At 65.2% G+C, this 12,071-nt stretch carries 22 protein-coding genes; 2 read left to right on the top strand and 20 right to left on the bottom strand.

The features are described from left to right. Positions 1–59: 59 nt before the first annotated feature. A complete protein-coding gene (locus tag ACIDOF_RS05635) occupies positions 60–1,067 on the top strand; it encodes a peptidoglycan-binding protein (protein WP_409004568.1) in 1,008 nt (335 codons plus the stop codon). A 23-nt stretch (positions 1,068–1,090) separates the two neighbouring features. Then, positions 1,091–1,369: a hypothetical protein gene (locus tag ACIDOF_RS05640; RefSeq protein ID WP_409004570.1), complete on the top strand. Its 279-nt coding sequence runs from the start codon at positions 1,091–1,093 to the stop codon at positions 1,367–1,369. Positions 1,370–2,100: 731 nt separating this feature from the next. Here the strand turns inward: ACIDOF_RS05640 and ACIDOF_RS05645 are convergent. The 20 genes from ACIDOF_RS05645 to ACIDOF_RS05740 form a co-directional block, all read right to left on the bottom strand. After that, a complete protein-coding gene (locus ACIDOF_RS05645; protein WP_409004571.1) occupies positions 2,101–2,358 on the bottom strand; it encodes a hypothetical protein in 258 nt (85 codons plus the stop codon). A gap of 57 nt (positions 2,359–2,415) precedes the next feature. After that, a complete protein-coding gene (locus tag ACIDOF_RS05650; protein ID WP_385933881.1) occupies positions 2,416–2,985 on the bottom strand; it encodes an HNH endonuclease in 570 nt (189 codons plus the stop codon). 130 nt (positions 2,986–3,115) lie between these two features. Further along, positions 3,116–3,283, bottom strand: coding sequence for a hypothetical protein (locus ACIDOF_RS05655; protein WP_308941112.1), 168 nt, complete (start codon positions 3,281–3,283; stop codon positions 3,116–3,118). Beyond that, positions 3,280–3,927: a hypothetical protein gene (locus tag ACIDOF_RS05660; RefSeq protein ID WP_409004572.1), complete on the bottom strand. Its 648-nt coding sequence runs from the start codon at positions 3,925–3,927 to the stop codon at positions 3,280–3,282. Before ACIDOF_RS05660 ends, ACIDOF_RS05655 begins: the two co-directional genes overlap by 4 nt. Positions 3,928–3,948: 21 nt before the next feature. After that, on the bottom strand, positions 3,949–5,319 hold the full coding sequence (locus tag ACIDOF_RS05665; RefSeq protein ID WP_409004573.1) for a DUF3987 domain-containing protein: 1,371 nt from the start codon (positions 5,317–5,319) through the stop codon (positions 3,949–3,951). A 19-nt stretch (positions 5,320–5,338) separates the two neighbouring features. Further along, on the bottom strand, positions 5,339–5,950 hold the full coding sequence (locus ACIDOF_RS05670; protein ID WP_385933875.1) for a hypothetical protein: 612 nt from the start codon (positions 5,948–5,950) through the stop codon (positions 5,339–5,341). Between the two features lie 160 nt (positions 5,951–6,110). Continuing rightward, positions 6,111–6,479: a hypothetical protein gene (locus ACIDOF_RS05675; protein ID WP_409004574.1), complete on the bottom strand. Its 369-nt coding sequence runs from the start codon at positions 6,477–6,479 to the stop codon at positions 6,111–6,113. Continuing rightward, on the bottom strand, positions 6,476–6,715 hold the full coding sequence (locus ACIDOF_RS05680) for a hypothetical protein (protein WP_385933871.1): 240 nt from the start codon (positions 6,713–6,715) through the stop codon (positions 6,476–6,478). Before ACIDOF_RS05680 ends, ACIDOF_RS05675 begins: the two co-directional genes overlap by 4 nt. Further along, positions 6,712–6,939 carry a hypothetical protein gene (locus ACIDOF_RS05685; RefSeq protein ID WP_385933869.1) on the bottom strand — a complete coding sequence of 76 codons (228 nt, stop codon included), beginning with the start codon at positions 6,937–6,939 and terminating at the stop codon, positions 6,712–6,714. The genes ACIDOF_RS05680 and ACIDOF_RS05685 overlap by 4 nt, the downstream gene beginning before the upstream one ends. Before the next feature lie 5 nt (positions 6,940–6,944). Then, positions 6,945–7,307 carry a hypothetical protein gene (locus tag ACIDOF_RS05690; protein ID WP_409004575.1) on the bottom strand — a complete coding sequence of 121 codons (363 nt, stop codon included), beginning with the start codon at positions 7,305–7,307 and terminating at the stop codon, positions 6,945–6,947. Then, positions 7,304–7,531, bottom strand: coding sequence for a hypothetical protein (locus tag ACIDOF_RS05695; RefSeq protein ID WP_385933865.1), 228 nt, complete (start codon positions 7,529–7,531; stop codon positions 7,304–7,306). Before ACIDOF_RS05695 ends, ACIDOF_RS05690 begins: the two co-directional genes overlap by 4 nt. 11 nt (positions 7,532–7,542) lie before the next feature. Then, the gene (locus ACIDOF_RS05700) at positions 7,543–8,061 is read right to left on the bottom strand and encodes an antirestriction protein ArdA (RefSeq protein WP_409004576.1); all 519 of its coding nucleotides are present in this window, start codon (positions 8,059–8,061) and stop codon (positions 7,543–7,545) included. A 4-nt stretch (positions 8,062–8,065) separates the two neighbouring features. Further along, positions 8,066–8,260 carry a hypothetical protein gene (locus ACIDOF_RS05705; protein WP_385933861.1) on the bottom strand — a complete coding sequence of 65 codons (195 nt, stop codon included), beginning with the start codon at positions 8,258–8,260 and terminating at the stop codon, positions 8,066–8,068. A 110-nt stretch (positions 8,261–8,370) separates the two neighbouring features. After that, the gene (locus tag ACIDOF_RS05710) at positions 8,371–8,598 is read right to left on the bottom strand and encodes a hypothetical protein (RefSeq protein WP_385933859.1); all 228 of its coding nucleotides are present in this window, start codon (positions 8,596–8,598) and stop codon (positions 8,371–8,373) included. Then, positions 8,598–8,918, bottom strand: coding sequence for a hypothetical protein (locus tag ACIDOF_RS05715; RefSeq protein WP_409004577.1), 321 nt, complete (start codon positions 8,916–8,918; stop codon positions 8,598–8,600). Before ACIDOF_RS05715 ends, ACIDOF_RS05710 begins: the two co-directional genes overlap by 1 nt. Next, on the bottom strand, positions 8,911–9,171 hold the full coding sequence (locus ACIDOF_RS05720; RefSeq protein ID WP_409004578.1) for a hypothetical protein: 261 nt from the start codon (positions 9,169–9,171) through the stop codon (positions 8,911–8,913). Before ACIDOF_RS05720 ends, ACIDOF_RS05715 begins: the two co-directional genes overlap by 8 nt. Next, positions 9,171–9,434, bottom strand: a complete 264-nt coding sequence (locus ACIDOF_RS05725) for a hypothetical protein (protein WP_409004579.1) — start codon at positions 9,432–9,434, stop codon at positions 9,171–9,173. The genes ACIDOF_RS05720 and ACIDOF_RS05725 overlap by 1 nt, the downstream gene beginning before the upstream one ends. After that, positions 9,431–9,745, bottom strand: coding sequence for a hypothetical protein (locus ACIDOF_RS05730; protein ID WP_409004580.1), 315 nt, complete (start codon positions 9,743–9,745; stop codon positions 9,431–9,433). Before ACIDOF_RS05730 ends, ACIDOF_RS05725 begins: the two co-directional genes overlap by 4 nt. A gap of 338 nt (positions 9,746–10,083) precedes the next feature. Then, entirely contained in the window at positions 10,084–10,440 is a 357-nt protein-coding gene (locus ACIDOF_RS05735) for a hypothetical protein (RefSeq protein WP_409004581.1), read from the bottom strand. Positions 10,441–10,462: 22 nt separating this feature from the next. Next, positions 10,463–10,759 (bottom strand): hypothetical protein, encoded by a 297-nt coding sequence (locus ACIDOF_RS05740; RefSeq protein WP_409004583.1) that lies wholly within the window; start codon positions 10,757–10,759, stop codon positions 10,463–10,465. Between the last annotated feature and the right edge of the window lie 1,312 nt (positions 10,760–12,071).

The raw sequence follows: 12,071 nt of genomic DNA on the forward strand, positions 1-12,071 counted from the left end.
CCAACTCTCCACTCACGCCCCCTTCTTGGGGGCTTTTTTCATGCCCGAAAGGGGGCAGCATGTCCCAGGTTTCGAAGGTTCTGTCCGTCGCTAAGGGTGAGGTCGGCTACCAGGCGCAGCGTGCACCGGGCGAGCGCCCGAGCGGTCACCAGAAGTACTCCGGCCAGGTGCCGGGCCTTGAGTGGTCCAACTACCAGCCGTGGTGCGCGACTTGGGTGTCCTGGGTCGCGCTGAAGGCCGGAGTCTCCAGCCTCTACCCGCGGACCGCGTCCGTGTGGACGGCGATGCAGTGGTTCAAGAACAAGGGCCGCTGGAGCGAGTACCCAGCGATCGGCGCGCAGGTCATCTACGGCACGAGCGGCAGCACCCACACGGGTATCTGCTACGCCTACGACTCGAAGTGGATCTACACCTACGAGGGCAACACCTCGACCACGAACGACGCCAACGGCAACAAGGTGATGGCCCGCAAGCGGCTCCGCCGTGACGCGTACGTCCACGGCTACGGATACCCGCAGTTCAGCGACGGCATCACGACCGCGGACCCGAGCAAGAAGGGCAAGTCGGGGTTCACGTACAAGGCAACGGCTTCGGGGCCGACGACCAGCTCGGGCACGAGCCACAAGAAGCCGAGCGGCAAGACCAAGAAGGTCATCGTGAAGGCGGGCCAGTCCCTCGCCACCATCGCAGCGGCGGCCGGCGTCTCCCTGGCGACCGTCATCGGGCTCAACCCGCAGATCAAGAACCCGAACGTGATCCACCCCGGCGACAAGGTAACCGTGCCGGACAAGGCCCCGGCAAAGCCCAAGCCGAAGCCGAAGCCGAAGGTCCCGGCGTTCCCTGGCGCGTCCCGGTTCAAGCCGGGCCAGGTGAACCAGTACGTCACGCAGCTCGGCACCGCGCTGGTGAAGAAGGGGTACGGCCGCTTCTACGCGATCGGCCCCGGTCCGCGGTGGACGAACGCGGACCGCAATGCCGTGCGCGCCTTCCAGCGGGCACAGGGCTGGACCGGTTCGAGCGCCGACGGCTACCCCGGCCCGGAGACCTGGGCCCGCCTCATGAAGTAACCACCCCTGACAGAGGAGTCCCTATGGCGTTCCTGCGTGCCCATTCCGTTCGCATCGTGGCCGTGCTCGCGGCCCTGGTGCCGCTGCTTGTCAGCCGCTTCCCCGACATCGACTGGTACGGCGTGCTTGCCCTGGTCGGCGCGCTGCTCGGTGTCGGTGAAGTCGCACAGCGAGTGGAGGACGGCAAGACCCGCGAGGCTCTTCACGAGACCTCGCCGAACGATGCTCTGGCGGAGCTGCACATGCAGCTCGCCGAGTACGAAGCTGGTCAGCCACCGATTAGACCTGTCGACCTCGGGTAATAGGCGAACACCCGAGGCGCGGGAGGGGCGATGCATCCGGGACACGTGATCCTTCTGTACGCGCTCAGCACGATAGCGCTAATGGTCGCTGTCACGGCTTGGTTCGCTGGGCGCTCCAACTTCAAGGCCCGCAGGCAAGGGACTTCAACCGATGGTGACCCCGGCTGGCTAGAAGCATTGGTTCTCACCTCGGGAAGTCGAGGCGCTAGGTGGGCCTGGCAAGGTGCTTGGGCTCTCGGAGCCGCAACCATCGTGGTCCTGTTGGGCTTCCTGTACATGTTCTTCGGCTTCCCCACCGGATTTTCGGCCCCCACTGAGCCTCCGCCGGACGACGTGAAGCAATCCGCGGACATGGCGGCGATGATGTCCGGGGTCGGAGCCTTGCTCGGTGGTATCGCAGCACTGATTTCTGCTCTGACAGCCTTCATGCTTGCGCGACACACCATCAGAAACGCCACGCCCCCAGTGGAGCCACCTCGGAATGACCCCGGCCCGGCACCCACACCACCGGCACCCACGCCGCCCGCTCCCCCCTCACCGGGGCAGGACCCGCCCTAGAACCCCCACGACCTTCGCGCTTCCGGGCGGTAGGGGTACCGCTCGGGGGATTGAGAGAGCGCCGTGAGTGAATGAATCATTGGCGTCGCGTCCATGTCATTCACCAGGCAAACAGAAAGGCCCCCGGCCGTCCCTGAGTTGGGACAGGCCGGGGGCCCTTTTGCGTTTCAGCGTCAGAATCCGACGCCGTTGGCCTTCTTCCGTGCGTCGTCTCGCCGCATCTCGACCATGACCGAGAGGACGATGGCGACGATGGTGGCGGGTATCCAGCCCCAGGTGGCGACGAAGTCGAGGACCGGGCCGAGGAGGAACACGTCCTCGGTGAGGATCGCCAGGGTGATCATGACGATCCCGGTGAAGAACCAGGTCCCCCAGATCATCTTGTGCGTGTCCTCCGCGGCCTGCTTCACGTCCTTGTATCCGTTGCTCACCGGAGCCCCCTCCTAGTTGGTGCGTACACACACCCTATATCGGGAGGTACCTGGGCATTACGCCAGCTTCTCGTTCACGAGGTCCAGAGCCCGCTTCAGCTCCGGGAAACGCCCTGCGTAGCGCTCCAGATCGTCCGATGCGCTCGGCCAGTTGCGTTTCTTGGCGAGCGCGATGTCGTCCTCGGCATAGCGCCGTGCACGCGGTACCCCCAACGACGCCGAGGGGAAGCCGCGGTTTGCGAACCGGCGCTCGAACCAGGCGAGGCGCTGCGCGTCCGCTATCTCCGCTGCCACTGTGTCGAGGTCGTCGAGGAGCGTCAGCACCTCTTGATGGATCGAGAGGTACATCTCTCGAAGACTCCATTGGCTGTCCCCGAAGCCACTCTTGCCCTGCGGGGTGCCACCGCCGTACCAGCGGACGGTCAGATCCATCGCCATCATCCAGGCCGGGACGCTCTTGCCGCTCTTGCTCCGATTACAGGTGTGGCACACGGGCACGAGGTTCGTCAGCTCGTCCGCTCCACCATCGGCGAACGGGATCACGTGGTCCATGGTCTGTGAGGGGTCGCCGCAGTACACGCATGCGCCGTCGTTTGCCGTGAGTACTGCGAGCCATTCCCAGATCATGAAACGCCGTCGGCGCCTCGTCCCCACTACTTCGCCCCCTCCGTTGCGATCTTGTTCCACTTGCTTGCGAGCGAAGAAAAGCGGCCCTGCACGATGGGTGCGGGCCGCCTCTTCGGCATGTTCGACGGGTTCACTCGCCTCTGTTCTGCCTGCGCTTCTCGGCCCGTGCTCGGGCCATGGCTGCGTGCTGGTCGCACCGCGGGACGGTGGTCCCGGTGCCGCTCGTGCTCTCGCGGTACATCACCTCTCCGGCACAGCCACCGTGCCGGGAGTCGAGGCACACCAGCTTCTCTGTCACTGCTCTTTCACCTGGTCAATCGGGGTGAACCTGTCGGGCGTGAGGTAGCCGACCAGGTCGCCCGTCACCACGTGGTGGACCGGTCGACCGAGGTCTTCGTCCACAGTAGCCGCGGGGTCTGACACTGGCGCCGGGTCCGGCTCGGAGGCCGCGGCCTTCGCGGGCAGCCACCAGAGCTGAGCCGACAGCGTTCCGGTCAGCAGTACTTCCTCGCTGTCCACGTCGTAGACCTCGTACCGCCCGTCCCCGATGTGCCGGACGCCCGCGAGGACGACCGGCTCGGCCGGTTCCGTCGACCGCTTCCCTCCCTTTCCTCCGAAGTAGATCCGCACGTTGGGGTTCTGTATCCGTACGCCGGGCACGGTCCGCAGCTCGGCGTTCTGCCAGGTCGGCTTGGCCTTCTCGACGGAGCCGAAGTCCTCGACCAGCGTGGTCCAGGTCGACCGCTCCTCGATGCTCGTCCCTTCCGCGCCGACGAACAGGCGCACCCCCTTCACACGCTTCCCGCTCCGCTGGAGCGTGACCGGCTTCGGCCGGGCCAGCAGCGTTCCGGTGCGGGTCACGTCATGTCCGCGGGTGTCCTGCCCTGTGGCGGTCACGTAGTCGCCGACCTTGAGGCCGGCGAGCATGTCTTCCAGGGCCATAGCCCTCCTCATCTCGATGTCTCACAGCAGCGCTGCGAACGGGTTGGCCGCGGCCGGCTGGGGCTGCGGCTGGGTGATGACGACCTTCTTCGGGGCCGTCCGCTTCGGGGTGGTCTTGGGCTTCGGCTCCGGGACGAGCTTGAGCGCAGGGGCTTCCTCGGCCTGCTCGTCGGGCTCCTGGCGCTTCACGTCGTCCGTGATCAGCCGGTAGATCGTCGGCTTGGGCCCGGTCGTCTTGGACTTCCCGCGGTAGTACTCGACATCGTCGAGCTGGTCGACGGTCTCCTTGAGTCCCGCGGCGTTGGTGTGTGCCTGGAGCGAGCGGAGCAGCAGCGTGGACGTGGCCTCGCCGCCGTGCCGCTTCAGCACCTCGCGGATCATGTCCGGCAGGCTCTTGACCTTGGCGGCGCCGCCGTCGTGGGCTTCGGTGACCAGCTTCTCGACCGAGTTGATCGAGTACTGGACGAACGCCCAAGCTGCCTGGAGTGCCTTCTTCGAGATGCGGGTCTTCATCTCGGAGGCCGCGAAGACCGCGGCGACCCGGAGCACCTGCTCCGCGGTGCGCTCGAAGTACACCGCGATGTGCTCGGGGGTGTTGGCCATCTTGCCGAGCATGAATGCGCGGATCTCGTCGAAGGTCTTGTACGCCTCCTTCGCGAGGGCGATCTCCCGCGGCTTGGCCTTGGCCCACTTGTACGCCTCGGCCAGGCGGAGGTCCGCCTTGATCGGTGCGCGCTTGCCGTACGGCAGCATCTTCGACTGCTCGACCAGGACGGGGAGCAGGCGGTTGTACGAGCCGCCGAGTGCCGCGGTCGCGGACACGAACTTGGCCCACTCGCCCGGAGTGATGTGGACGTGGAAGCCGAGGAGCGGGTTGTCGACCTTCTGTACGTCGCCCGTGCCGTCCTTGCCCTTGGTGCGGTTCTGGATCTCGCCGCCGTCCCAGGCGGAGCGGAGCTTCTGGTCGAAGGTGGGGCAGCGCTTGGCGCGCTTCAGGATCTCCGCCCACTCCTCTTCGATGATCAGGGCCCGGCTGTCCGGCCCGTCCTCGCTGCCCATGGAGGCCAGCTCGATGCCGTACAGGTTGCTGACCAGGGAGGGGCCGGAGGAGATGCCGGAGATGATGCGGGTGGCGAAGAAGCCGTCGAACTGGGCGCCCATCAGGGCGCGGGCGTTGCGGTACGCGGTGCCCTTGCACCCGATGCCGGAGCGGCCGGCGAGCACGGTCCAGATCGCGACCGGCCGACCGTCCTCGGTGCGGACGTGGCCGTTGATGGCGGCCGAGAACAGGGACAGGGTGGAGGCGTAGACGCCAATCGGGTCGGCCTCGGTGGCGGGCATGGCCTTCTCGACCGCTTCGCCTATCGGCCCGTACTTCATGCTGTCGAACACTGGTCTTGCCTTTCAGGTGTCAGGCCGCGGGGGCGTGGGCCTGTGCGTACGCCGCGCGGATGGCGGGCGGGATGTCGTCTGCGGGCTCCAGCTCGAAGCCGATGCCGGAAGCCCATGCGCGGATGGCCTCTGCCTCGCGCTCGGCCTTGATGTCCTCAGCTGTCTTCTTGGGCTGCATGGCCTGGACGACCGGCAGGTCATCGACCGAGGGGAGCGCAAGGTCCAGGTCGCCGGAGCAGATCGCTCGGGCCAGTGCCTTGGGCTGCGTCGCGTCGAACGCGCGGGTGCCGTGCTCTCGGGCTTCGGCCACCTTGTGGGGTGCGGGCCGCAGGCCGACGACGATGAACTCGGTGTCGTCCTCGATGTGGCCGACGATCCGGTACCCCAGGTTCTCGATCGCGGTCCGAGCGGTCTCGTGGTCGTATCCGGGGATCTCGCCCGTGACGACGACCGAGGGCCGCTCCCTGACGGGCTCCGCGTCTCCGCTGTCCTGGAACACGTCCGCGAGGTAGCCCGCGAACCTGTCGGCGTGGACCTGGCACAGGTCCCACACCTTCACCCCGACCGCGATGATCGCGACCGCCTCCGTCTCCTCTCCCTTGGCCTTGCATCCGTGGCAAAGCGCATCCATGTCGTTGCTCCCTTTCTTTCGAGCACCCATGGCGTGGGGCCAGGACCGTGGACCTGGCCCCCGCTAAAGGCGCCCCGCGGTGTTGCGGGCATGAAGAAAGCGGCCCGCCAACTGGCGTCCGCTCGGCTGGTGTTGCTACCCGGTTGTGGTGGTGGGCGGGTTAGCCGTAGACGACCTCGCCCAGTACGGCCACCTGTAGAACCTCGTCGGCAGTCCCTGCGTCGAAGTCCGCTTCCTCGCGTCGGAAGATGAAGTCCGAACAGGACTTCTGGGCCGAGGCGGAGACGTACTTGCCTGCCTTCTTGGCGGCGATCTTGCGTATGGCTCGGACGATCTCCACGTGACCGAGCTGCACCGGCAGCTCCGCGGGGCTGTCCTCGTAGGGGTTCTCGATGGTGCCCTTGACGATCCAGTCGTCCGGCGCGCCGTCGAGGCCGCCGACGTTGCTGTCCAGGTTCCACCACGACCAGTAGTCGGGGCTCGCGCCCATGATGTGGTCGTAACTCTCCTGCGGAGTCGGGGACTTCACGCTGCGACCTCCGCCCACTGGACGCGTCGAGCGGTCCTGAACGAGTCGGCCGCGCGGTGCACCAGCATCCCGGCCACCCTCCGCGGGTCGTGGTAGTCGCGGGCGAGCGTCCCGCACAGCTCGAACGTCAACGTGATGGCGTCCAGCCGTTCCCGAGCGGTCCCGTGCAGCGCGGCCAGGCCGGCCGACTGCTCGACCTCCCGAGCGTCCTCGATGTACCTCTTCATGCGGCTCACTTCCGGGCCTCCTTGATCTTTCGTTCCGTGTGGTCGGGAAGCGTCAGCTCCCAGTCCCCGTGGTCATCGCAGTACGACGTGCTCAGCCATCGGCGGATGCCGAACCGCTCCACGTCGATCCACCGCGTCGCGGGGGCGCCGCAGCTCCAGTACCAGCACCCGATGCGCCCGTCATCGAGCGTCCGGGAGTGCTTCACCCTGCTCGGGGTCGAGCCCTTGCCCATGACCGTCACGCCCCTTCGACCGCGGGCGCGGTGTGCTGGTCGAGCGTCGGTGTGGTCAGTGGCCGCCCCTTGGGCTCGGCGTCGATGTCAGGGCTGACCTGAATCCAGCCGCCGGGTATGTGGTCGAGCCGGTACGTGGGGCCCCACTCCGTCCACTTCGCGGCCGGGTCCTCGCCGTCCTCGAAGGGCATGGCGTAGGTGGTGATGTCACCCCCGAAGTGCTCGCGCCACCCCTTGAAGATCGCGAACAGGTCCGCGAAGTCGTCGACCAGGACCGCGGCCCGAGCGGTCAACGGGCTCACGTCTTCCGCGTAGTTGGGCACGTCCGAGCGGTTCCGCTCGGCGAGCGCCATGACCCACGTTGTCACTGGGACACCTCCAGCTCGGCCCAAGCGTCGTCCCACAGGTCGCGGGTGCTCGGCTCCAGGCCGGCCGCCCTGGTGACGTAGTCCGAGACCGCGGGGTACGAGCGGACCCCCTTGGTGGTGCGCACCTTCACGCGTCGGCCGTTCGGCTCGACGACGACTCCCGGCATCAGGACCGGGCCGTACTCCAGGACCGCCACGCGGTCGCCTGCCTTGAATGCACTCACTGTCGTGCCTTTCAGTCGTTGCTCAGGACGGCGACGCCGTCACTGGTGCGGATGGTGAGGTAGGAACCGGACTGCTCCCAGTCGTTCGCGATGGCCTTCGCGAGCGTCCATCGGTGGTCCTGGAAGCGCTCGGGGAGGTCGTCCCCGATGTCCTCAAGCGCGAGGTCGGCGAGCGAGTCCCACACGCCGCGGGAGCGGTCCTCGATCTCGTCGCCGATGGCGTCGACCGCGTATCCCTCGCCTTGGAAGTGGGCGACCAGCTCGGGCGGGTGCTCGGTGACAAGCTTGGCGAGCGTGGCCACGTCGTCGATGCTGGTGAACTCGGACAGCTCCACCGGGCCGAAGTTCTCGTAATCGTGGATCGCGTAGTCCTCGGCGTCGCCCGTGGGCGAGCGGTCAAGCATGGCCTTGATGCGGGCCCGGATCTCGTCGGCGTCCTGGTCGGCGTCGATCCACACGCCGTGATGGCGACCGGCGTTGTAGTCGGCGAGGCTCGCGACGTAGATGCAGGGGGTTGGCGTGCGGGTCATGCCGTCACCCGCACAGGCCGCAGTGACGAATGTGGGTTTCCAGGCGCCGGGCCATCGTGCGGCGCGTGTTGAACGCCGAAGCGCGGAGCGTCTTTGCCTGGCCCAGGTTCGAGCGTTGGCCCGCGTACGTCTCCTCCTTCCGGGCCGCGCCGGAGTAGTCGTCGTAGATCTCGTGGAATCGGGCACAGCGGTGCCGCATGGGGTGTCCCTTCGGGTTGGTGTCGAGCGGTCCTGCCGTAGCTGACAGGCCATGCAAAGGGCCGCCCACCAGGTGGCAGGCGGCCCGAGGCAAAGCGCGTCAGTGAGCGGTTAGTTGTCGTCGCATTCGTTCTCTTCGCAGTCCACACAGCCGCACTCGGACGCGTCCCAGTCGCCGATGTCGTGGACGTGGCACGGGGCGCAGATGCCGCCGCTCACGTAGCCGTTCTCACCGAAGGTGAGCGGCCCCGCCTGCTCTTCGTCCCAGTCGTCGGCCGGTATGCCGGTGGGCTCGTTGCAGTTGCCGCAGTTGACCTCTCCGGGCCGGTAGATGGCCATTACGGGGTCTCCACGTCAAAGGTGCAGTCGCGAGCGTCATTCCAGGCATAGAGCGCCGTCGAGCCAGGCTCGCCTATCTCCTGTTGCGTGAGTCGGATGATGGTGTCCGAGTCGACGCACTCGGAGAGCATGAACTTGTGTGCTCTCACGTAGGCCGGACCGTCGTACACACCGGCCGCGACGATCGTCCATTCACCGGCCGCCGGATCGTCGGGCAGGTCAAACGTGAAGGTGTACGAGCGGCACTTGTAGTGCACGGGGTTGGTACAGCGGCGGGCGAACAGGCCGTCTACCGTCTCGGTCACGCCGTTGTCAGCCACGGAACCAGTCCTTACCGCCGTCGCCGTAGATGACCCCGCCCACGGCTCGACCGAGAGCGGTACCGGTGTGCTCCTTGCCGCACTCGGCGCACTTCACCGCGTAGTCGCCTTCGCTGAACCCGAATACCTCCAACTCGGGCTTACCGTCCGCCCCCTTGGACAGGTTGATCCAGGCCGTGGCCTCTACTTCCAGAACGCCCCCGCACTCGCAGGAATACAGGGAATCAGGGGTGACCGACTCGTGTACGTACATCAGTTGGTGCCTTTCAGGTAGTGCTTAAGGTGTTCGTCGGTGCCCCAGAAAGCGACCGACAGGTTAGGGACTTGCACAACAACCGTCGCGCGCAGATCTGTTACGGCGTCCCGCAGTTCGGCCACGTCCGTCCATTCCATCGAGGACAGGAACGCGATGGCCCGCGGGAGCGTGGAGAATTCAAGGTCTGTCCACTCGTTGCACGAGCCGTGCACGGAGCCGCCCGAACGTTGGACCAGGTACGTCAACTCTCGGGCGTTCACGCGTTGGCCTCCGCCTTTTCGAGCTGCGCGAGCAGGCTTTCCCCGATGCGCAACAGGTCTGCGGTGAATGAGTGCCCGGCGACGTTCATCACGCCTATCCAGTGCAGTTCGCGACCCCGGAGCCATACGGCGCCGTCCTGCCGCTGCTCGACAATGGCCCACCACGCGTCACGCAGTAGGTCAATCTCCCTTGTGTAGCGGGAGCGTTCGCGCTGAATCAGGATCATTGCAGCCAGCGTCGACCAGTCGTCATCGCTAAGGACGATCCGGTATTCCTTGCTCGCCTTGAGCTTGAGGGGCTTTACGGCCATGGCTAGCTCACCCTCTGGGTAATGCTGCCGTCGGCGTAAGCGTCGATGTGCACCCATGCGGGCCCGTAGATCTTCCGTCCCTTAGTGGAGTCCAGACGGTCAATAGACCGGCCCTCTCCCAGGTTCACGAACAGGCGCCGGTGTGCGTGCGGCGATTCCTTGAGTGCGGCGTATACGTCGTCTGCACTCACGTGCGTTTCGTGGTCGGTGAATATGTCGTGCGAGTCGACAACGCGGATGCGCATTGCTTCCCTTTCGTGGGTTGGTTCCTGGTCGGGTTGACCAGCCATAGCCGGGCCCGGTGCTGCACACCGGCCCCGACTAAAGCCGTTCACGCGTCACAGAGAGATGACCTCAGCGTTAGCGACATCGAATATGGCCAACTGGAATTCAAGGCGCCCCATGGACTCGGCCTCTGCGCGGTCCTGGACGTTTACGGACACGTCGAGATAGACGTAATCGCCGTCGACCCATGCGCCGTAGTAGAGGGATGCGGTTACCTTCATTCGGGCGCGGTAGTCGTCCATGTACTGCTCAAGAGCGGCGGGCGTGAAGCGGGCCACGGGGAGCATGCGTTCGGCACCGGCCACGCTCACCATGTAGCCACTCAGGGGCGCGGGAGTTCCGGGGCGGTAGGTCATTCCGCCGGTCGCGAGAATGTCGGCGTAAAGGGTCTCAACGGTCACGGTCTGCATTGCTGTGTTCCTTTCGGGGGTGTCAGTAGTTTTCGGAGCGCACGCCGCCGCGCGGTCCGAGAGTGAGGCGCCTGAATGGCTCATCTGAGCCGGGCACGTAGAGGTCCATGGATGCCGTTTCGTCCACGGCCGGGGTGTCGTACCGAACGGGTCGCTCATCCTCGGCATTGACGTACTGAAATTCGCCGTAGCCCATGCGGGAGCGGCGCCACAGTTCGTATCCGGCTTCCTTGATTGACGCGAACGATTCGAGACCGTCGCGGTAGTCGTATCCGTGGCTGTAGCTGTGTCCGCCGCGCCACACTGCCTGAATCCTCACGGGTACTCAAATCAACTTTCGTGAGAAAAAAAGGGCATGAGTTTGCCGACCTCAGAAAAGCCAGCGTCGGCAGGAATTCCGATCATGCACGCGCCGCACCGGCCGTGCAGTTGGCCCGTGTCAGACCAGGGGCCGACGTGCGTAGCCGCACGGTCAATCCCCCACATTGCGCAGACTGCACAACGCATGTTCCGCACCCTCCTTTGACTTACGGGCGCCTATCTCGGCGCCCCGAGTGTCCCAGCCCAGGGTCGAACTGGCAGGCCCCCAAACGGGCGCTAGGACGTTCGAGACTCACGCATTTAAGGTCACGCTTCGCGCCGCAGTTCTAGACGTAGGCGCCACATGCCGGACACGCGTTGTTGTCCCTAGGTGTTGCTGCAATGTGTTTTCGTCTGCGCTTTCGCACGTCGCTCACACACATTGCCTTGAAAGCTCCACGCCGCATCACTCCGTAACTTGCCCTTTCACGCTCTACCTAGGTCTTACTCGCACCCTCTCTAACGCTTACTGGACTACTGCCTACAACCTGCCCCGTAAGGGCTAGGGAGGCTTATTCGCGCCGTGCCGTTAGATGCTGGCCTAGGGGACCGTGTGCCGTTCCCGTAGCTGCGTCACGCTCGATTCCCGATTGAGCTTTCGCTTGCCGTTCACTGTTGAGTTATCAAGTCGCCGAGCACTGCCTTTGTACTCACCCCTAGGGGCTTTCCTCTGGGTGCCTGCCCCGTTGGGCTGACAGGAAGAACAGTACACAGATGCGGTACTCAAATCAACTTCGCAGCACTCACAACAACCCAACACACTCACTCATGAATCAAAGGAAGACGCGCGTTGCACGGATCGCGGCGCGAATGCAATAGCCATGCGCGTGACGGTACTCACATCAACTTTGCACAGGTCACACTGTGTGCACCACAGCGTACACAGAGCGTGACTCTATGGGCTCTAGCCTTTACCGTTTCATGCCTCTAGGTCTACAAGGCTATAACCTATGCGTTACGGCACTGTGACCCATGCGTATGCGGTACTCGCTTCAACGCGACCAGGCGCACCTAGGCCGCGCGTGTGACCGTGCTCACGCGCTCTAACTATTCATTCACTCACGATGCGTGAGGCATTCCCGCCTGAATCTCATTACCTATTCGCACGCAATAGATATTCGCGCGCATTCCTGCGCGGATACCTGTGCACGCATGAATGAATGAACTATTGCCCGCACGCACGCATGATGGGGGTAATACTTGATAATTCTTAGACAGGACCCACCGGGGGTGCCTTCCTCGAACCGTGTACGGGTATGAACGATTCGGGG

It is taken from the genome of Streptomyces sp. Da 82-17, assembly GCF_046098215.1.
In the GTDB taxonomy this organism is placed as follows: Bacteria; Actinomycetota; Actinomycetes; order Streptomycetales; family Streptomycetaceae; genus Streptomyces.

Coding starts and splice junctions, on each gene's coding strand:
- ACIDOF_RS05685 (WP_385933869.1), bottom strand. CDS start 6,939: ATGGGCAAGGGCTCGACCCCGAGCAGGGTGAAGCACTCCCGGACGCTC.
- ACIDOF_RS05710 (WP_385933859.1), bottom strand. CDS start 8,598: ATGGCCATCTACCGGCCCGGAGAGGTCAACTGCGGCAACTGCAACGAG.
- ACIDOF_RS05730 (WP_409004580.1), bottom strand. CDS start 9,745: ATGGCCGTAAAGCCCCTCAAGCTCAAGGCGAGCAAGGAATACCGGATC.
- ACIDOF_RS05700 (WP_409004576.1), bottom strand. CDS start 8,061: ATGACCCGCACGCCAACCCCCTGCATCTACGTCGCGAGCCTCGCCGAC.
- ACIDOF_RS05635 (WP_409004568.1), top strand. CDS start 60: ATGTCCCAGGTTTCGAAGGTTCTGTCCGTCGCTAAGGGTGAGGTCGGC.
- ACIDOF_RS05705 (WP_385933861.1), bottom strand. CDS start 8,260: ATGCGGCACCGCTGTGCCCGATTCCACGAGATCTACGACGACTACTCC.
- ACIDOF_RS05650 (WP_385933881.1), bottom strand. CDS start 2,985: ATGATCTGGGAATGGCTCGCAGTACTCACGGCAAACGACGGCGCATGC.
- ACIDOF_RS05720 (WP_409004578.1), bottom strand. CDS start 9,171: ATGTACGTACACGAGTCGGTCACCCCTGATTCCCTGTATTCCTGCGAG.
- ACIDOF_RS05660 (WP_409004572.1), bottom strand. CDS start 3,927: ATGGCCCTGGAAGACATGCTCGCCGGCCTCAAGGTCGGCGACTACGTG.
- ACIDOF_RS05640 (WP_409004570.1), top strand. CDS start 1,091: ATGGCGTTCCTGCGTGCCCATTCCGTTCGCATCGTGGCCGTGCTCGCG.
- ACIDOF_RS05735 (WP_409004581.1), bottom strand. CDS start 10,440: ATGCAGACCGTGACCGTTGAGACCCTTTACGCCGACATTCTCGCGACC.
- ACIDOF_RS05670 (WP_385933875.1), bottom strand. CDS start 5,950: ATGGATGCGCTTTGCCACGGATGCAAGGCCAAGGGAGAGGAGACGGAG.